The 19,419-nt window shown below is 44.8% G+C and carries 14 protein-coding genes; 4 read left to right on the top strand and 10 right to left on the bottom strand.

Features of this window, described 5'->3' with window-relative positions; genetic code table 11:
- Position 1: 1 nt before the first annotated feature.
- The 4 genes from F824_RS0112075 to F824_RS0112060 all read left to right on the top strand — a co-directional run bounded on the left by F824_RS0112075 (position 2) and on the right by F824_RS0112060 (position 3,588).
- Positions 2-1,918 (top strand): fumarate reductase/succinate dehydrogenase flavoprotein subunit, encoded by a 1,917-nt coding sequence (locus F824_RS0112075; RefSeq protein WP_019598155.1) that lies wholly within the window; start codon positions 2-4, stop codon positions 1,916-1,918.
- Positions 1,919-1,939: 21 nt separating this feature from the next.
- Positions 1,940-2,680 (top strand): succinate dehydrogenase/fumarate reductase iron-sulfur subunit, encoded by a 741-nt coding sequence (locus F824_RS0112070; RefSeq protein WP_026333675.1) that lies wholly within the window; start codon positions 1,940-1,942, stop codon positions 2,678-2,680.
- 97 nt (positions 2,681-2,777) lie between these two features.
- Entirely contained in the window at positions 2,778-3,308 is a 531-nt protein-coding gene (locus F824_RS27810; RefSeq protein WP_211218919.1) for a type II toxin-antitoxin system Phd/YefM family antitoxin, read from the top strand.
- A 1-nt stretch (position 3,309) separates the two neighbouring features.
- On the top strand, positions 3,310-3,588 hold the full coding sequence (locus F824_RS0112060; RefSeq protein ID WP_019598152.1) for a Txe/YoeB family addiction module toxin: 279 nt from the start codon (positions 3,310-3,312) through the stop codon (positions 3,586-3,588).
- 860 nt (positions 3,589-4,448) lie between these two features.
- Here the strand turns inward: F824_RS0112060 and F824_RS0112040 are convergent.
- From F824_RS0112040 to F824_RS0111995, 10 genes are all read right to left on the bottom strand, one after another.
- On the bottom strand, positions 4,449-5,828 hold the full coding sequence (locus tag F824_RS0112040; protein WP_019598148.1) for a hypothetical protein: 1,380 nt from the start codon (positions 5,826-5,828) through the stop codon (positions 4,449-4,451).
- Positions 5,829-6,552: 724 nt separating this feature from the next.
- Entirely contained in the window at positions 6,553-8,256 is a 1,704-nt protein-coding gene (locus F824_RS0112035) for an amidohydrolase (protein ID WP_019598147.1), read from the bottom strand.
- A 456-nt stretch (positions 8,257-8,712) separates the two neighbouring features.
- Positions 8,713-10,329: a hypothetical protein gene (locus F824_RS0112030; RefSeq protein ID WP_019598146.1), complete on the bottom strand. Its 1,617-nt coding sequence runs from the start codon at positions 10,327-10,329 to the stop codon at positions 8,713-8,715.
- A complete protein-coding gene (locus F824_RS0112025) occupies positions 10,326-12,575 on the bottom strand; it encodes a hypothetical protein (protein WP_019598145.1) in 2,250 nt (749 codons plus the stop codon). Before F824_RS0112025 ends, F824_RS0112030 begins: the two co-directional genes overlap by 4 nt.
- Entirely contained in the window at positions 12,572-13,750 is a 1,179-nt protein-coding gene (locus F824_RS0112020) for a BatA domain-containing protein (RefSeq protein WP_019598144.1), read from the bottom strand. The genes F824_RS0112025 and F824_RS0112020 overlap by 4 nt, the downstream gene beginning before the upstream one ends.
- On the bottom strand, positions 13,750-14,619 hold the full coding sequence (locus F824_RS0112015; protein WP_019598143.1) for a DUF58 domain-containing protein: 870 nt from the start codon (positions 14,617-14,619) through the stop codon (positions 13,750-13,752). The genes F824_RS0112020 and F824_RS0112015 overlap by 1 nt, the downstream gene beginning before the upstream one ends.
- A gap of 9 nt (positions 14,620-14,628) precedes the next feature.
- On the bottom strand, positions 14,629-15,603 hold the full coding sequence (locus F824_RS0112010; protein WP_019598142.1) for an AAA family ATPase: 975 nt from the start codon (positions 15,601-15,603) through the stop codon (positions 14,629-14,631).
- Positions 15,604-15,609: 6 nt separating this feature from the next.
- The gene (locus tag F824_RS0112005) at positions 15,610-16,224 is read right to left on the bottom strand and encodes a DUF4159 domain-containing protein (RefSeq protein WP_019598141.1); all 615 of its coding nucleotides are present in this window, start codon (positions 16,222-16,224) and stop codon (positions 15,610-15,612) included.
- A 55-nt stretch (positions 16,225-16,279) separates the two neighbouring features.
- Entirely contained in the window at positions 16,280-17,596 is a 1,317-nt protein-coding gene (locus tag F824_RS0112000) for a TldD/PmbA family protein (protein WP_019598140.1), read from the bottom strand.
- Positions 17,597-17,613: 17 nt separating this feature from the next.
- Positions 17,614-19,257 carry a TldD/PmbA family protein gene (locus F824_RS0111995; RefSeq protein ID WP_019598139.1) on the bottom strand — a complete coding sequence of 548 codons (1,644 nt, stop codon included), beginning with the start codon at positions 19,255-19,257 and terminating at the stop codon, positions 17,614-17,616.
- Positions 19,258-19,419 lie beyond the last annotated feature (162 nt).

Genomic DNA, 19,419 nt, shown 5'->3' with positions numbered 1-19,419 from the left:
CATGCTTGACTCCAGAATTCCAGATGGCCCACTTGAAGATAAGTGGCAAAAATATAAGGCCCATGCCCAGTTGATCAACCCAGCAAACCGCAGAAATTACAAGATTATTGTGGTGGGTACAGGCTTGGCCGGTGCTTCGTCTGCGGCAAGTCTGGCGGAACTGGGTTTTCAGGTAGAAGTATTTACCTTTCATGATTCTGCCAGAAGGGCGCATTCCGTGGCAGCCCAAGGCGGTGTAAATGCAGCCAAAGATTACAAAAACGATGGCGACAGCGTGTGGCGCATGTTTTATGACACGCTCAAAGGCGGCGATTTCAGGGCACGGGAAGCCAATGTGTACCGCTTGGCAGAATGCAGCATGGCATTGATCGATCAGGCAGTTGCACAAGGCGTCCCTTTTGCGCGGGAATACAGTGGCTATCTGAGCAACCGATCTTTTGGTGGCGTTCAGGTAAGCCGAACGTTTTACGCACGGGGTCAAACGGGGCAGCAACTTTTGCTCGGTGCTTATCAGGCATTGATGCGCCAAAATGCGGGCAGCAACCTCACCCTCCACACACGCCACGAAATGCTGGATGTCATTACCCTCAACGGGGAAGCAAAAGGAGTGACCATTCGCAATCTGGACACGGGAGAACTGACCTCCCATCATTGCGATGCGCTCCTATTGGCAACAGGTGGATATGGGAAAATTTATTATTTGAGCACGCTTGCCATGAATTGCAATGCCACGGCCATTTGGCGCGCGCACCGCAAAGGTGCCTTTATGGCGGCACCAAGCTGGACCCAGTTTCATCCCACATCCCTACCCCAACTCGGAGATTACCAAAGCAAACTTACCTTGATGAGTGAATCGTTGCGGAATGACGGCAGGATTTGGGTGCCAAAATTGGTGAATGAAAAACGTGCGCCTAAGGATATTCCAGAAGCCGAGCGCGATTATTATCTGGAGCGGCGATATCCCTCTTTTGGGAATTTGGCACCGCGCGACATCTCCTCCCGTGCCGCCAAGGAACGGATTGATGCAGGTCATGGCGTGGGCCCCATGAAAAATGCCGTGTACCTCGATTTCAAAGATGCCCTCAATCGCGATGGACAACCAGCCATTGCACAACGCTATGGCAATCTCTTTGACATGTATCAAAAAATCACCGGAATGAACGCATACAAAGAACCCATGATGATCGCTCCGGCAGCGCATTTTAGCATGGGGGGTCTTTGGGTGGATTACCGATTAATGAGCAATTTGCCCGGACTTTTTGTGTTGGGTGAAGCCAATTTTTCCGATCATGGCGCCAATCGATTGGGCGCAAACAGTTTATTGCAATCCTGTGTGGATGGTTATTTTATCGCCCCCAGTACCGTGATGGATTACTTGGCAGAAGTAGGCTCCGCAAAATCCAAAAAAGATGCCACATGGGAAGCCGCCGCAGCCCTTTCCAAAGCCGAAGTGAGCAAACGACTTGAACATCTACTGAAAATCAAAGGAAACACCACTGCTGAAGAGTTCCACAAAGAACTTGGACAAATACTCTATGTAAAATGTGGCCTTTCCCGCAACCAAACCGACATGGAAGCAGCCCGGGAAGCCTTACTTGCACTCCAAAAACGTTTTCAGAAAGAATTGCTTATTCCTGGAAACGCATCAGAAATCAACTTTGAATTGGAAAAAGCGGTTCGCGTAGAAGACTATCTGGAAATGGCGATCCTTATCGTTGAAGATGCTCTGCAGCGAAAAGAATCCTGTGGCGCGCATTTTAGACAAGAATACCAGACAGAAGACGGAGAAGCCTTGCGCAATGACGAGGATTTCAAATATGTAAGCGCTTGGGAATACAAGGGCGACAACCAATATGCATTGCACAAAGAGCATTTGAATTTTGAATTCGTGGAGTTAAAAAGCCGCAGTTACAAGTAAGTGCTATAAAACAACGAAACCATGAAACTTGAACTACATATTTGGCGACAAGCTGGACCAAACATAAAAGGTTATTTTGAAGGACACACACTGGACGATTTGGATGAACACATGTCCGTGCCGGAAATGCTCGATCATCTCAATACCAAGATCATCAAATCCGGAGGCAATCCAGTTGCCTTTGAAAGCGATTGCCGGGAAGGGATTTGTGGCCAATGCGGCTTTGTCATCAATGGTGACGTTCACAGTCCCAACAAGGGGACGACTACCTGCCAGACCCATTTACGCAGTTTCCAAGATGGGCAAACCTTATATTTAGAGCCTTTTCGTGCAGGAGCTTTTCCGATCAAAAAAGACCTTGTGATCGACCGTTCGGCATTTGACAGAATCATTCAGGCAGGCGGTTATATTGGTGTCAATACAGGCCAAGCGGCTGAGGCCAATACGCTCTTGATCAATCATGAACTTGCCGAGAAAGCATTTGATGCCGCGGCCTGCATCGGTTGTGGTGCTTGTGTGGCCACTTGCAAAAATGCCAGCGCGATGTTGTTTACCTCCGCCAAAGTGAATCATTTGTCCATGCTTCCCCAAGGCAAACCAGAAGCCTCCAATCGTGTCAAAAACATGGTTGCTCAAATGGATATGGAAGGCTTTGGTTCCTGCTCTGCCACCGGTGCCTGTGAAGTGGTCTGCCCTCAAGGAATCACAATGACCAATATAGCCGAAATGAATAGTCGGTGGTTGTGGCAAAATCTAAAGTGAGGTCAGGTGAGCTAAAGCAATTTCACAAGGATCAGACAATTCCTCCAGCATGTACTTTCTGCTTTGGCGAAAAACCTTTGGGATTCAATCCTATTCTTTGGCCAAAGAAAACCGACTAAGCGTTGTGACTTGTCCTCGGGTTTCGCCCGGAGCTATTGAAAAGTTGAAGCCTTTTGGCTTCCTACCATATTTCAAACTCAATTGGATATGTGTGGGAGGAAATGATAATAAAACAGCCAGCTTCCTAAGGAGAAATATACGACATTGGGGGGATTTGAATAAAAGAGGAAATACTTTTTTCCCAACCTTCATGATTTTAATAACGTACATAATTCAGTACGTTTTTTTGTACATTTATGAAATAAAAAATGACGTTATGAAATCTGTGACCATCACAAACCTTCGCAAAGACATGAAAGAATATTTTGATTACGTATCAAAATCTCTTGATGTTATCATTGTTCCAAGAAATAAAGACAATGATGCAGTTGTTATCATGTCGATCCAAGAGTACAATTCTTTGAAAGAAACTGAATATCTCTTATCAACAAAAGCCAATACCGATAGATTACAAGCATCGATCAATCAAATCAGCGAAAATAAAACTGTTCCTTTTAATTTCGAATGAAATGAATATTGAATTCACCGTTTTGGCTTGGGAAGATTTTACTTATTGGATAGAAACTGACGAAGCCATTGTTTTAAAAATCAAAGAACTCATCAAAGCCATTCGTCAGGATCCCTTTAAAGGAATTGGAAAACCTGAACCTTTAAAATTCGGATTAAGGGGTTTTTGGTCAAGAAGAATAAATGGGGAACACAGACTGGTCTATCAAATGTCTGGAACAAGAGGCCATGATCTAAGATGTACAATTGTACAATGCAGATTTCACTATGGTGACAAATAAAACTCAGATAAACTTTTAGCCAACAAAAAAACACTAGTTGCTCAAATGGATATGGAAGGCTTTGGTTCCTGCTCTGCCACCGGTGCCTGTGAAGTGGTCTGCCCTCAAGGAATCACAATGACCAATATAGCCGAAATGAATGGTCGGTGGTTGTGGCAAAATCTAAAGTGAGGTCAGTTGAGCTAAAGCAATTTCACAAGGATCAGACAATTCCTCCAGTATGTACTTTCTGGTTTGGCGGAAAACCTTTGGGATTCAATCCTATTCTTTGGCCAAAGAAAACCGACTAAGCGTTGTGACTTGTCCTCGGGTTTCGCCCGGGGCTATTGAAAAGTTGAAGCCTTTTGGCTTCCTACCATATTTCAAACTCAATAGAAAATATGATTGAGAGAACGAAAATTAAGCACCCATGCTTCCTCATGAAGTATGGGCGGCCTAGATTTATTCGATTTTTGGAAAGCATCGGAGCATGTTTGCTTGTTTTTTAGACAGCGAAGATTTAAGTCGTGCTGCTGGCACTTTGACCATCCAAAAAAATTCTGCCTTTCCCCAAATGAATTGTGGGATTAAGATTTGAACCAAGCCTATGGCTTTTGTAAGCGTAGATGTCGTGTTTTAAATCGCGTAGCGATGAGAGAAATCTTAACCGAGGATTTTAATCCTCGGTTATAAGGATTACATTTTTTTTAGAATCCCATAGGGATGGGACACATATTTCTCCACAGCAATTCAACAATCTGGACGGGATAAAACCATTCTCAAAGTTGTCAGAAACTATTTTGGGAGACTTATAGATAAAGGGAGACACATTTCCCGACTGACCCTATTTTTAAACATACCAAAAGACCGAGCCTAATATTTTAAAATTTAAAATTCAAGTTGATGATTGGGTTTGACAACAGGGAATAATTGCTGAACAAGGTTGCTCCTGCTTGAAGTTTTTGGTTTACGATGTAATTTTCAGGACGGAAAGTCAAATCGTAATTGATCCCTTTAACAGCGCTTGATCTTGACAAATTGAGGTTCAAGTTCTCGTTTCTGTACTTCGCAAAAAGATATTCTTGCGTAACAAGTGCAAAACCTGAAGCGAGACCCAAAATAACAGCCGGGGAGTCGCTTTGTACTATTGCCGCAATTCCGAGTCCAAGTAAAGCTGCACCGCCTGAGGCATAATTTATGGTGCTCCCCTGTCTGCCCGTTAGATTTACACCTTGAGCATTTCTTTGGCCGATGATTGTACCCAGGACTCCGAAGCCTGCAGGAATAAGAATAAGTCCTTCTCCACCATCACCATTGATCGCTATTTGACTGGAAATTGCAAACCCGATACCCACACCAACACTGCTCATATTGGTTGCGTAGCGCGCATCACCTCTGGTATATTCATACTTTTTGGAGGCCATATTTCCCAATGCCAGCCCTACTGTACTCCCAACTAAAGCTCCTATTCCAAAAGGACGTCCAGTTTCTCCTTGAGCAGCTGCCACAACAGAAAGACCTCCAAAAGCTCCTAAAATCCCATGATGCCTCATGATTTCAATATGACCATCCGAATATTTTCTGTTTTTCTGCATTTGGAAAGCAACCTCTCCAAAAGCGATACTTCCTACGGAAGACATGATGAAAGCAGCCCTGCCTTCATCACTGCTATTCCCCACAGCGATCAAGCCGAGAGAACCTCCATAAATTAAACCAAGAAATTTACCAGCATTGGCAGCTCTGACAACCGACCGATCTATATTATCGTATTTTTTTGGGTTTAAAATTGGACCAAGTGCCCAAAGCCCGCCAGTCACTAGCGGAATACCAATAGCCCCTGCATTGTCTATTTCAAAAGCCGATACCAAACTGGCACCATAATAAATACCATAGCCAATATTAACGGCCCTATCTATTCCTCTCCATTCAAATTCTTCAGGTTGAATGATGGTTTTTTGGGGAGCTGTAATTTCCCTGTCCCATTCCACCCGCATTTTTTCGTATTTCGCTCTTTCCTCAGGAGACATTTTCTCATAATAGGAGGCCAAGAAAACTTCAAAATCATTTAAATAACCTATTTCGTCATCGGAAATCGGCTCTCCGAGAACCTGTTTTAGTTTGATTTGTTTGTAAGTAGGCTTATTGGATTCTTCCCAAAAACCTCGGGCTGTATAAACACTTTGCGCAGACAACTCCAAACTTAACCCCATCAAGATCAAAACGATGAATAAGGAAAACTTGATTTTTAAACATCCATTCATATTCGGATTTCGCTAATTGGTTAGGTGATAGGGTAAACTCAAATAAAATTGTTGCTGAAAAATCTCAAATGAAGAAGAATTAATTTCAACAAAACAATTGCTAACTTAATAGTTTTTAGTCAAATATGGTAATAATTCACAGAAAAAAATGTATTAATACCGTGTTATGGATTGCCTATTTCATTCCAGACTGTAATTTTGAAAAAATATCAATCAGATATTTACAATCATTGACTTCACCCTATCGGTTAAAAGCACAATTCTCTAAAAGACTGATTTTCATACAATTTCATCCCTTATCAAAAAATATGAGCATAAAACGGATTTAAAGGAATTGGAAAACCTAAATCTACATATTGCTGATTAAAAGGTTTTTGGTCATGAAAAATTATTGGAGAAGACAGGCTTCTCTCCCAAATATCTGGAACAAAAGGCCTTGAACAAAAATGTTCAATTGTACTGTGTAGATTTCACTCTGGTAACAAATTAAACCCGTTTTATGCATTACAAACTCAATTTAATACTTTAATTTACTGATAATCAATTAGGTGTAGACTATTTTTTACTTCGCCCAATTGGTATCAGGAATTATTCTCCCAATGGTCTGATTTTCTTTCCGTTTCAATCCTATTTGGAAACCATTGCATATTTCGGGTCAAAGCTCAGGCCAACATTTAACCAACAAGAAAACCCAAAAGACATCGAAAGTAAAAAAAGGCAGAAATCAATCTGCCTTGTACACAATCTTTCCACCCACTACCGTCATCATCACCTTGGTGTTGAGAATTTCGTTTTCCGGAACTTCCATCAGATTCTGGTTAAAAACCGTGAAATCTGCTGCTTTTCCCACTTTGATGGAACCCTTGAAATCTTCCTCAAACTCGGCATAAGCACCACTCAAGGTATAGGATTTCAATGCTTGGTCCCTGGTCAATTTCTGATCGGGTTCGTAGCCTCCTTCGGGTGTCATTTTTAGGGTTTTTCGGGCTACAGATGCATAAAAAGAAGGAATGGCATCCAGCGGTTCCACCGGGGCGTCTGTCCCGTTGGAGATCACGGCACCCGAACCGAGGAGTTTCTGCCAAACATAGGCACCATCCTTGATCCTTTTGGCGCCCAAACGACCGATGGCCCAAGGCCTGTCCGAACTCATGTGTATGGCTTGAATCGCTGCGATCACGCCCAATTCACCAAATCTGCTGATGTCATCCGGATGTAAATGCTGGGCATGTTCGACGCGGAATCGGTGGTCTTTTGCCTCTGGAAATTTGGCAAAAGCAGCTTCGTATCTGTCCAACACTTCTCTATTGGTTCTGTCCCCTATCGCATGGGAATTCACCTGAAAACCAAGCTCCAATCCTTTCTCAGAAATTTGTGAGACCAAGTCGATCGGCATGGTTTCATGTCCCCTTTGACCCGGCTTGTCGGCATAATCTTCCAATAGCCATGCTCCCCAGGGACCGAGTGCTCCATCCATGTTGAGCTTGATTGAGCGAACAGTCACCATGTGTTCCGGGTCTATTTTAGGGCCCTTCTTGTACCAGGCTTCCACCAGTTCGGGAATACGGCTGGAAAGCATCACATACATCCTGGAAGTCAACCTGCCTTCTGGTTGAAATTTTTCCAAAAGATCAATCAAATCCTGATTGCCACCTGCATCATGAAAAGAGGTGATCCCTTTTTCCGCAAGTTCCTGTAATGCCAATACCAAGGCTTTTTCGGCTCTTTCCGGGGTGTCTTTTGGAATCAATTTGCTGACCAAGCCTGAGGCTCTTTCCACCAATACACCGGTTGGGTTGCCGATTTCGTCGCGGATGACTTCACCCCCTTCCACTTCCTGCTTGGGCTTTTCACTACCCAAAGAGGTGATGCCTGCCATTTCCATGGCTTTTTTATTGACAAAAGAAGCATGACCGGAAGCATGCGCCAGGTACACGGGATTTTCGGGCGTGACCGCACTCAATTGATCATGGGTTTGAAAGCCATTGACTGACTGAGCAGGCATTTCGATCCACTTGTCCTGATGCCATCCCCGACCCGTGATCCATTCTCCCGGCTCGGCTTTGCTCGCTGCCTCGGCAACTTTCGCGACCAGTTCATCATAGGTTTTGACGTACATCAGGTCAATGTCCAATTTGTTGTATCCTATCCCCATCAGGTGCGCATGGGACTCGATCAAGCCGGGTGTCATGGTCATCCCTTGAAGATCGATGGTCTCAGTGTTCTTTCCGACAAAGGCTTGAATTTCTGCTGTGGTTCCAACCGCGATGATGATTCCGTCCTTGATGGCGACGGCTTCTGCGGTGGGTTGCTCCTCTTCTACGGTGTAGACGATTCCATTTAGAAATACCTGATCCGCAGTTTCTTTATTCTTTCCACAAGAAAAAAGAATCAGCATGGCTAAACTTAACAGTATTGTATTTTTCATAAGGGTCCTATTCTCCACTAAATTTAAGGGTTTTTGAACTGCTGCTCCAAACCATCCCTGTAAAGTCTTTGTATTGATAAATAATCTTTTGGTTCATAATTGGCAATTATATGTTTTAGAACAAAAAAGTTGATGTTCGGATAAATTTCGTGCAAACTAATTTTGGTGAGAACTTTAACCCGAATTCCAAGACAGCGGAAAAGTAGCGTAAAGAAGCTAACTTGAGGTAAGTTAGATGGAAATATGCATTCCGTTTCCAAATGAGATCGAAACTAAAGGAAAATCAGACTATTTGGAGAATAGGGTTAAGTACCAAAATAGTGAAGGTACATATAGCAAACAACTTACTGATTACTAGACAATTTCGGGTTGAAAGAGAAATGGAAATGCATAACAGAGGTTTACCAATTTCACCCAAAACAAAGCCCAAAAACCAAATCCTGAGTTTTGTTCAAATCAAACCCTCGGTTCCAGCCAGACCAACCCAAAGGCAACCATAATCAAAACCAACCAAACCCAATCCCCGATTTTTCTGGCTTCCATCACCGTAGCAACGGCGGGAGTTGAGGATTTCGATGCTTTCAAAAAGGCCGACATGGCTTTGATCGGTTCCAGGCCTGCCCATTCTTCCAGCCCGTAACTGTATGTGTCCAAGGAGTCATTCAATGAAATCCATCCACTTTCCGCAGGCTGCCAAAGCCCGGATGCGCTCAAGGGATTGATTAGGGATGGTTGGAGGAATACGGTATCCTGACCGAGCACAGCAAATTCATCTGGCCCATTTTTTTGATTTAGGGAAATCCTATTCAGCGTATGTGAGAAAGCAGGTTGGGGGATGTTCCAATTGGTTTCTTCGTCCACCGCCATCGCACCCAAAATCTGATCCCAAACCTTGTTGTAGCCAATGCTGTCTCCCTGCAACAGAAGTGGAAATGTGCCTTCCAGCAAGCTGATGCCTATTTTGGAATTTCCGGTAGGTTGAAAAGCAAATGCACCTTCCAACAAGTCATTTTGACCCATTTTGGAGACAAAGCGATCGGGAAAAGCAGACAAACCATTTTGAATTTCCCTTTGCTCGCCAGTACCTATTGACTCTAATTCAAAATCTGTCTTCAAAAGTTTATTGATCATCGGGATTTCCCTGAAAGGAGCCGAAAGATTCATAATCAACAGAGAGGCTCCCTGTTCCAAAGCGACTTTAATTGTCCTGTTGTTCAGCTGGGAAACTTCGGTAATCACCAGCTGCGTGCTGTCTTGCCAACCAGTAGCGGTGACGACGTCCAAGCTTTGGGAAACCTGCGTGGTGGAACTGACCTTCTCCCCTTTCTCGGCCAAATACTGTGTCAAAAACCGGATTTCCGGATTGGGAAAGCCAAATTGGAAGACAATATTTTTGGGAGTCGCCTCTTGGACAAAAAAGTGAATCGCCCCCAATCGTTCTCCACCAAGCAGCAATTCCACCTCATTTTTGCCGGGGATCTTGCCCGTGAATTCCAACCGGAAAGTAGTTTGGGACGGTCCCAATTCTTGTGCATTTATCGTTTCGCCATTCAATTGAAGTTCGATCTTCGCAGCGTCACTTTGAAAAAAACTCCCGGAAACCTGTTGGATTTCACCCTGTCGAATCATTCCTTTCCACTCAAGGAAAGACAATTGGCCCTTGGGAATGTCTGGGATCCAATGGATGGTTTTTCCTTTCAGGGATTGGAGGAAAGGCATTCCATAATCCTGACCCAAAAGATAGACAGGATTTCCCTCCTGATTGTAGTCTTGCTTCGCAAGGATCTTATCAACCTTCAAACTGTCCTTCAGGAAATCGCGCTTTTCCTTTGGGATTTTGTTGGAATAAATAAGAACAGGTGCCGAGGATTGTGAAGTTTGCCAGTTGGGTTGTAACAAGAAGGCAATCAAAACTAGGGTCAGCCAACTGCTGAGCAGTGATTTTATGGCTTTCCGCTTTCCAGAAGCACGGGATTTCCAGAACCAAAACAGCTGCAAACCCCAAAGGACCACAAGGACAGAAACGAACAACATTGTCCAGGAAAAAGGAAAATATGGTGTAAAATCAATCATTTAAGGTTTTTCCAAAAGGCTTTCTGTAAATCTTTATGTGCAATGGAGGAAGCATCCAATTGCTTGCCATTGGCGATCAAGGGGTAAAGTTTGTTGTGGAGCGCATTTCTGCCTTTTGCATCGAGTTCTCCAGAACTCAGTTGCTGCAAGAGCAGCAAAACCGACCAATCTTCCATTCCCGAATACTGCATTCTTTCCGTCCACAGCCTGCCAAATGCCTGAATCGTTTCCTTGTCCTGTGCAGAAATGATTTCTTGTTGGATCATACCCAAAATGGCTCCAGACAAAGCCGAAAGCTCATTTTGAACAACAGTCAACTCCCGTTTAATGTCCTTGTCCAATCCTTTCATTTCGCCTTTAAGCCGCTTTTCTTCCTCTTTGATGGGAGGCGGATCGAAGCCGGTTCGCTTCACATAGACCCGGGATTTTTGCTGGACGGTTTTCAAATAATCCAAGGCTTTGTACTGAAAGGGAAGTGCTTTTTCGGGTTCAAACAATCTCAAATGCAACTCGGATTGCCACATTTGTTCCAATGCCATTTTCAGCAGACTGCGGGTGGATGCCTCATACAGCGTATTCATTTCCTCGGAATCATGGTTGTGCAAATACTCCTCGAGCAATGCGGCCAAGTCGCCACCTTCTTCATCGCCGTGGTGATGATGGTGTTCCTCCTCGATATTGAGATCCAGTAGGATTTGATTGTCCACCTGCGGTCTTTCTCCTGTAGGATTGATGCCAAAAAACCGCTTGGTCTTTTCTTCTTGCACCTCTGTGTCCTCCCCCTCATGGTCATGGTTGTGCATAAAACTCTGCAGTATATTCTCGGCATTGTCCTGACGCATTCCTCCACCGCCTGCTGTGCTTTCGAATTCCTCCCCCAAATACTGCCCATAGCGCATCCGAAGTAGTTTTTGCTCAAATCCGATTTCATTGGACGTGCTGTTGAATTCCTTTTCGGCAATCGTTTTTTTCGCCTTCAGCAATTTCTCCGTATCGATGATGATCTGTCGCTGGCTCCGGAAATATTCGGGCAGCACATGGATCGCCATGCCAGGCAATTGGGATTCTTCCAGTCCTGAGGTATCGACGTAATGGATAAAATAGGTGTCTGATCGTGAAAAATTCGGCTCCGGTTTTTGATTGTCCAAGGCCGCCCAATAATAATAGAGCTCATCACCAGGTTTCAGTCCCAATAGATTCAGGTCCAGCTTCTGGGTTAATTCCGCACTCGCAAAATCACTTTTCCCTATCGGGATTTTGGTTTCTCTGAATTTTACATTCTCCCCGGATCCGCTGGCGAGTGTTGCCACGAGATAGACCTCTGTCACCTTGAAATCATCGGAAACCTTAGCAGCAATGTTCAATTGCTTGGCATCGTTTTGAAAATGGTAGCGGTACAATTCCTTCTCCCCAGGGAAAATCAAGGGTGGTTTGTCCGTCACGGCCTCAAGGGAATGGTAGGCACTCTCGAATGCCAAGACCTCATTTTGGTAGGCCCTGATGGCATAAATTCCAGAGCCGGTCAATTTGTCCTTCAAGAAATACCCCCCACTTTTCTCCGCAAATTCCAGTTCTGCTCCCTCCACATTGACAAGGGCAACCTTCAAAGCATCGTCTCCCTCAAAAGTCACTTTCCATTCCACTACAGCCCCTTTCAAGGCCTTGATGTTCAAATCCGTTTGCCTGCGGGTAGCTTGGCCTGTATAGGACGGTGGTGAAATGACCACCTCAAACGCGTTCATCTGCAAAGGTTTTGATTCGGAATCAATCAGAATCGTGTTCTCTTCAAAGCCCATTTTCACAGGATTTTGGGACAATGAACGCCAATCCAAAGTCCCCAGTTGATTCGCGATCAAACCCATCAGGAAAAAAAGCACAAAAGGCCAAAGCTTTCGCTGAAAAACCCAGGGATTCTGCCGTTGGCCGAAGCTTTCATTGATCCGGTCCCATTGCAGCATTTCCACCATGTTTTTCTGCTTCACATCGGCGAGCTCAAGGCTGAATTCTAGCATGGGAAATTCCTGATGTAGGATCTCAATGGCTTCTTTTTTCTTGTCCCTAAAAACACCAAAAAATACGATGCCCCCAATAAGGCCCGTTCCGCCCAATGAGACAAGCAACCAAAACGGAAGTCCGAAGACTGAAAGCAACAGCCCCATTCCCAAACCGATACATAGGGCTTTCAAGAAGCCATTGGTATGGAGTTGGAGCCCAAGCGATGCGATATGTTTTTCCAATCTGCTCATATCCCCTTTGTCTGTGAAAGGTATCTTTCGGTCATTAAAATCAATAAAAACAAAACCATCAACACCGCAGCAACATTTGCTTTTTTGTTTTGGTTTGGGCTTTCCTGAACCAGAAACCTGGCGGCGATTTGGGATGCACTCAGCGGAACAGCCATTTTCTCAAATCCGATCTTTTCCAACAAGCCTTCCAAAATGGCTTCCGGCAGGATGCCTTTTGCCAAGTCATTTGGGTTTCCGGTCCCAAATCCAACCGGTAAAACAATTACACTTGGTTCGATAGAAAATGAATTGGGATCCAAGGAAAGATAAATTTTATCCGGAGTAATCTCCTTCGGCAGGCCTTTTTCAAAAACCAAAGTAGCATCGGACAATGTGTTTTCCAAAGGAAATTCGATTCCATAAATTTCTGTGATGGCCAGCAAAGCGGCGACAATAAATTGCTCTTCTGTATCGGTATAATCCGAAAAATAGGTTGGGAAACTCTTTGGCCCCAAGCTGGATTTTTTGCTGTTTTGAGGGAATTCTGACTGAGAAATCAATAACCCTTTATCATTGATTGTCAATATTTTGTTTGCCTCTATTTGAATATATTGTTTAGATAAATTCCTTCCCTCAAAACCCTCCAGAAAAAGGATGGGTTTTACCGGACTGATGAAGAATCCATCTTTCAGAAAACTTGTCGATTTGTTCAGATAAACCCTCAATTCATTTCCCTCCACCACAAATGCATCAAGCGCTTTCTGCAAATCGGAATTGTCTTGGTCCAGAAAATCAGCAGACGATTCAAGTGAAAGCAAAGGCGTCAGTTCAGGGTCGAACCAATGGATCTCCTCCCCTTTTTCCAATGCTTGCTGAAGCTCAAACCTAAATGCAGCTGTCAGTTCCTGATGGGGTTGTACCAAGTGGACAACTTTAGATATTTCCTCTTTTTCGAATGCGGGAACAAAAAGATGGGCAAACAACAAAACGAGCAGCAGAAACAAAAACAGCCTCAAGAGCAAGACGAGCCATTGGTCTATCCTGAGTCCCTTTACAGGTTGGTTCTCCTTTTCGGAAAGCCAATGTGTGGCGGCCCACAAAATGGGTTTCCCCTGTCTTCCATTCCAAAGATGGATCAGGATAGGAATGCCCAGACCGAGCAATCCCCAAAGAAAAACAGGTTGGAGCAATTCCATCAGTGCAATTGGTTTTTCAGTAAATACTTGCTGATTACTTCCGCGATACTTTCGTGGAAAGTCGTTCTCAAAAGATGGACTTGTGGCACATGAAAAGCTTGATCAAGTTCCTGCAAATATTTTTCGATGGCTGCATTGTACGTTTTCTGGACGGATTTCCCATCCATTTTGATGATATGATCCGTTTCCAGGTCTTTGAACATGTAATTCCCCTTCAGGTCAAAATGCATTTCCTGTTCTCCCAACACCTGAAAGAGGACAATCTCCTTTTTGGGATGCCGCATGGAGGCAACGATATCCACCCATTCATTCTCCTTCTGCAAAAAATCAGAAACCATGATGATCAATTCTCTTTGGTTGCTTTTCAAAACAGGAAAGTCCTGTTTCTGTATCGGCCAACTTCCAGAGGCCTTATCGGCATCCAGATGATAGAGGATTTTCTGAAAGCTCTTGGGTGAAGGCGCTACTTTTTGGATAACAGCACCGTTTTGCAAGGTGAAGAATGTCATGGGATCTCCTTGCTGATGGGCCAAATAGGCAAGTGAGGCCAGCAGATTTTTGGCAAAATCCAACCGCCGAATCCCCTTTTCCTCATAGTTCATCGAACCGGAAAGATCAAGGATAAAGCGAATGTGAAGGTTGCTTTCCACGGGGGATTCCTTGACCATATATTTATCCGATCTGGCAAACAATTTCCAATCGATCCTTTTGGTATCGTCACCGGGTTCGTAATGTCGATATTGTTCGAACTCACTTCCCGCACCAATTCTTTTACCCAAATGAACACCGTTTTTCAACTGCCTGCTGATGATTTTGGCAGCCAATTTAAGGTTGTTCAATTTGATGATTTCCAAAGGATTGGCCTGCATCAGTTCATGTTATTTTAGAAGTTGGGAAATGATCGTGTCTGGCTGAACATTTTCGGCCTCTGCCCTGAAATGCAGAGAAAGGCGATGTCTCAAAACCGGGAATGCCAAGGTCTTGATATCCTCCGGAATGACCGCAAACCTGCCATGGATCAATGCCCTTGCCTTCGAGCAAAGGATCAAAGCCTGACCAGCGCGTGTTCCCGCTCCCCATTCCACATAGTCCTTTACCGCCTGAACTGTCGTCGTGGCGGGCCTTGAGGATCGGATCAGTTTGTTGATATACACGAGCAATTCCGAATCAATATGTACCTGACGGGTCAAGTCCTGAAGCTGTTTGATCTCCTGTCCTGACAACACTTTCTTATGGTCGGGTCGATACGTCCCCGTGGTTTTTTCCAAGACTTCCAATTCCTCTTTTTCAGAAGGATATCCAAGTTGGATGTACAGCATGAATCTGTCCAACTGTGCCTCGGGAAGTGGGTAGGTTCCTGCCTGTTCGATTGGGTTTTGGGTGGCGATGATCAGGAATGGATCAGGCAAGGCATGGTTCTGACCCGCGTAGGTGACCCGTTTTTCCTGCATTGCTTCCAGTAGCGCTGCCTGGGTTTTGGGTGGAGTCCTGTTGATTTCATCCGCCAGAACCATGTTGGCGAAAATCGGCCCTTGGTTGAACTGAAAGAATTTCTTTCCGGTCTCGTGGTCTTCTTCCAGGATTTCTGTTCCTAGGATATCTCCGGGCATCAAATCCGGAGTAAACTGAATCCTTTTGAACTGCAATTCCATGACTTCTGAAATGGTTTTCACCATCAATGTCTTGGCCAATCCTGGTACGCCTTCAAGCAGGCAATGCCCTCCGGCCAAAAGTGCAATGAGAATTTCTTCCACCACCCCTTCCTGTCCGACGATCACCTTGGCTATCTCCTTTTTCAAAAAGGGTAATTTACCGACCAGTTCCTTGAACTTGGTCAAATCGTTATTTTCCAATTGCTATCAAGTTAATGCATATACAATAATGTTGACTCCGAACTTGGTGTTGTCCTCTTTGAGAAAACGTTTGTTCCTGAAGTCATAATCCCATTCACAGCCATAGTCCTTGTTGCTGTAAAGCACCGCTATCCTTCCTTTCACCACGATGGCTTTGAGATAATCATGGACAAGGTCATCGCCCCAGCCATTCAACTCAAACGAAGTGGTCGGCGGACCCTCTTCAAACTTGAAAAAGCAATTGTAAATGGGATGGTCATTTGGGATTTTCTGAAGTGCTTCACTTCCGAAGGTTTTGGCCATTTCCGCTTCAAAGGATTTGGCAAACAATCCATCGATGTCATGGTTGCAGTCGTCGGCAAAGACAAAACCGCCATTTTGGACATAGGTTTTGAAATTTCTTCTTTCCTGTTCGGAAAACTCCACCAGCTTATGTCCACTGAGGTAGCAAAATGGACTTTTAAAGATTTCATTGCTGCTCAGATCTACGATTTTTTCCTTTTCATCGATGGGAATGGTCGTGTATTCCACCAGGGAATTGAGCAGGTTCACAGGCATTCGCTGGTCGGTGTCCCAGTTGCCTGAATTGTATTTGATTCTGGTGAAAATGAATTTCTGCATGGAGAAATTAAATTAACCCCGACCAGATTTGCGGTCGGGGTTTTTATTCCTAAGCTTATACGGCGTCGGACAAACTGGTAAACGTAAAATCCCTGATTTTCATTGCAGGAATCATGCTTCCGCTGACACGCTCCGCCTTGCCCAATGCTTCGATGTTGTTGAGCATGATGATCGGGCTTTCGTTGAACCTGAAGTTTTTGACCGGGAATTTGATTTGTCCGTTTTCGATATAAAAAGTACCGTCCCTGGTCAATCCCGTGTACAGCAAGGTTTGTGGATCCACAGCCCTGATGTACCAAAATCTCGTCACCAAAACACCTCTTTCCGTGCTCTTGATCATGTCGGCAAGCGATTGATCGCCACCTTCGATGATGATGCCTGATGGGGAAGCGATGGGCTCCACGCCTTTCAATTCCGCCCAATACCGGGAATAGTACATGTTTTTGACCACACCGTTTTCAATCCACTTCGTTTTTTCCCTTGGAAGCCCTTCATTGGTCCAAGGCGAGGATGGTATGTCTGGATGGGTCGGATCTGAGTAGATGTTGACGCGCTCGTCAAAGAGTTTTTCGCCCAAACGGGTTCCACCACCTTTTTTGCTCAGAAAACTCCTTCCTTCGTCCGCACTCCTGGCATCCATGCTCCTACTGATCAACCGCAGCAGATCACTGGCAGCTGTTGGCTCGAGGATCACCGTGTATTTACCCGGTTCAATGGCTTGCGCACTGGTGGAAGCCATGGCTTTTTGCATGGCGATGTTGGTTACGTTTTTGGTGTCCAAAAGCGCGGCATCGTTGAAATCCCGGATGGCATAGCCAGAACCGGTTCCATCGGCAGTTCTTACGGTCACGGAAAAGTCCACTGAAGTCCTTTTGTTGTATCCAAACATCCCCTTGCTGTTACCCATGGCGCTGAAACCCGAGTAATCCTCAAGGTAACCTGCTGCAGTGAGGTCTTTCTCTTTGCTTGGTTGGATGCTGTCTATGGCCGCTTTTGCCCTGTATTCCGGATTGATTTTATCCGTTGCTTCTGCAAATGTTCTGGATTCCGCATATTTCTGGGGACCCAACATGGGCATGTACTCGGGATTTTCCGGAGCCAGCTGGGCAATTTCCTCAGACCTGGAGACCGCTCTTTTCAGAGACTCATCGTCCAGTTCGTTGATGGTGGCGGAACCTGATTTCTTCCCATAAACAGAAGTGATGTTCAAGTTGATTTCATTGGATTCGCCGCTGGTGTTTACCGTATTTCGGGCATAACGGATGTTTCCGGTTTTTCCGCCGGAAATATTGACTTCTGTTTCGTCTGCCTTGGCATACGAAAGTACTTTATCTATGATTTGCTTCGCTTGTTCTTGCGTTAAAATAGCCATGATTTTACATTTAATGGTTAAATCCTTCTTCCCGTATTGATCACATTGACACCGTTGAATCTGGTGGTGGAACTTCCATGGGAAACCGCCGAAACCTGTGAAGGTTGGCCTTTTCCGTCGAAGAAGGTTCCAAAGAGTCTGTAATCATCCTGGTCACAAATCTGTGCGCAAGAGTTCCAAAATTCCTGGGTATTGGACTGGTAGGCGACATCTTCCAACATGCCTACGATTTCACCATTTTTGATTTCATAAAACAACTGGCCTCCAAACTGGAAATTGTACCGCTGTTGATCGATGGAATACGAACCTCTTCCCACGATATAAATCCCCTTTTCCACACCTTTGATCATGTCCTGAACGCTCAACTTGTCCTTTCCGGGCCTGAGCGATACGTTTGGCATGCGTTGGAATTGTACGGAATTCCAATTGTCTGCATAGCAGCAACCGTGCGATTCGCTTTCGTCAATGATCTTGGCCTGATCCCTGATCGCTTGGTAATTCACCAAGACGCCATTTTTGATCAAATCCCATTCCTTGCATTTTACGCCTTCGTCATCGTAACCTGTCAGACCCAAAGAGAAGGGCTGCACTTTGTCCGCGACAATATTGACCAAATCGGATCCGTATTTGAAATCCTTGGTTTTCCATTTGTCCAATGTGGCAAAGCTGGTTCCCGCGTAGTTGGCTTCGTAGCCGAGTACCCGATCGAGTTCCAATGGATGTCCCACCGATTCGTGGATGGTCAGGCCCAAATGGTCTGGATCCAAGACGAGATCATATTTTCCGGGAGCAACAGATTTGGCGGTCAGTTTTTCGTTTGCATGCTTGGATGCAGCGATGGCATCTTCCACCATATCATAGGAATTTCTATAACTGATCAATCCGGCTGGCCCTGCCATTTTTTCGGAAGCCAAACCGTCCAGGTACTCGTAGCCCATTCCCATTGGAGCACTTAAGGATTGGCGGGTTCTGAATTTTCCCTCGGCTTTGTCAATGGCTGTCACCGTGAAGGTTGGCCAGATCCTGTGGATATCCTGATCGATGTAGGAACCGTCGGTGGAAGCGAAATATTTTTGCTCATTGACCATAAACAAATTGGAAGTGACGAAAGCCGCTCCGTTGTCCATGGCTGAATTGTTGACTTTAAGCAACAAATCTATTTTGTCCTTTACAGGAATTTCGAATGCATTTTTGGTGATGGGCGTGGCCCAGGAAACTTCCCCAAATCCCTTCACAGGTGCGAGGATTACCGGCTCAATCTGAAGTTTTGCATTGGCCTTGGCAATCGCAACGGCAGTTTCAGCACAGGCTTTGATCCCGTCAGGCGTAACATCGGATGTGGCCGAAAAGCCCCAAGTTCCGTCTGCAATGACGCGAATACCCACGCCAAAGGACTCAGCATTGCTGATATTCTGCACATTTTTTTCCCTTGTAAACAAGAACTGCTGCAAATACCTGCCGATCCGAACGTCTGTATAGGTTGCCCCTTTCGACTTCGCGGCATTCAAGGCGATATCCGCCAATACTTTTTTGGCGGCATTGGCCAACCCTGGTTGAAGCAGCTGCTCTGCCGAAACCGTGTTTCCCATCATCATCAAACCCGGAGTCATCATGGCTCCAAAGCCCAAACTGGATAGCTGGATAAAATCTCTTCTTTTCAATTGACCTCCTTTTTAAAGTAACCTTGTTCAAATAAATTGCTGTAATTTTTACTAGTTGACGCTTAAAATTATGTTATCCATCCGTCTAAAGCAAAGAAGATGTCTTCCATCTGTTTTTAATTTTACTGGTTGAAAGAATCTACTTTTATATGGTAAAGTGGG

The sequence above is a fragment of the Rhodonellum psychrophilum GCM71 = DSM 17998 genome, assembly GCF_000381545.1.
Lineage (GTDB): Bacteria > Bacteroidota > Bacteroidia > Cytophagales > Cyclobacteriaceae > Rhodonellum > Rhodonellum psychrophilum.
Note: the sequence above shows the minus strand (reverse complement) of the source record. Positions and strands in the feature narration are given on the sequence as shown.

Bases quoted from the DNA above. Each gene is read 5' to 3' on its own strand.
- F824_RS0112075 (WP_019598155.1), top strand. From the start codon at position 2: ATGCTTGACTCCAGAATTCCAGATGGCCCACTTGAAGATAAGTGGCAA.
- F824_RS0112070 (WP_026333675.1), top strand. From the start codon at position 1,940: ATGAAACTTGAACTACATATTTGGCGACAAGCTGGACCAAACATAAAA.
- F824_RS0112060 (WP_019598152.1), top strand. From the start codon at position 3,310: ATGAATATTGAATTCACCGTTTTGGCTTGGGAAGATTTTACTTATTGG.
- F824_RS0112040 (WP_019598148.1), bottom strand. From the start codon at position 5,828: ATGAATGGATGTTTAAAAATCAAGTTTTCCTTATTCATCGTTTTGATC.
- F824_RS0112035 (WP_019598147.1), bottom strand. From the start codon at position 8,256: ATGAAAAATACAATACTGTTAAGTTTAGCCATGCTGATTCTTTTTTCT.
- F824_RS0112030 (WP_019598146.1), bottom strand. From the start codon at position 10,329: ATGATTGATTTTACACCATATTTTCCTTTTTCCTGGACAATGTTGTTC.
- F824_RS0112025 (WP_019598145.1), bottom strand. From the start codon at position 12,575: ATGAGCAGATTGGAAAAACATATCGCATCGCTTGGGCTCCAACTCCAT.
- F824_RS0112020 (WP_019598144.1), bottom strand. From the start codon at position 13,750: ATGGAATTGCTCCAACCTGTTTTTCTTTGGGGATTGCTCGGTCTGGGC.
- F824_RS0112015 (WP_019598143.1), bottom strand. From the start codon at position 14,619: ATGCAGGCCAATCCTTTGGAAATCATCAAATTGAACAACCTTAAATTG.
- F824_RS0112005 (WP_019598141.1), bottom strand. From the start codon at position 16,224: ATGCAGAAATTCATTTTCACCAGAATCAAATACAATTCAGGCAACTGG.
- F824_RS0112000 (WP_019598140.1), bottom strand. From the start codon at position 17,596: ATGGCTATTTTAACGCAAGAACAAGCGAAGCAAATCATAGATAAAGTA.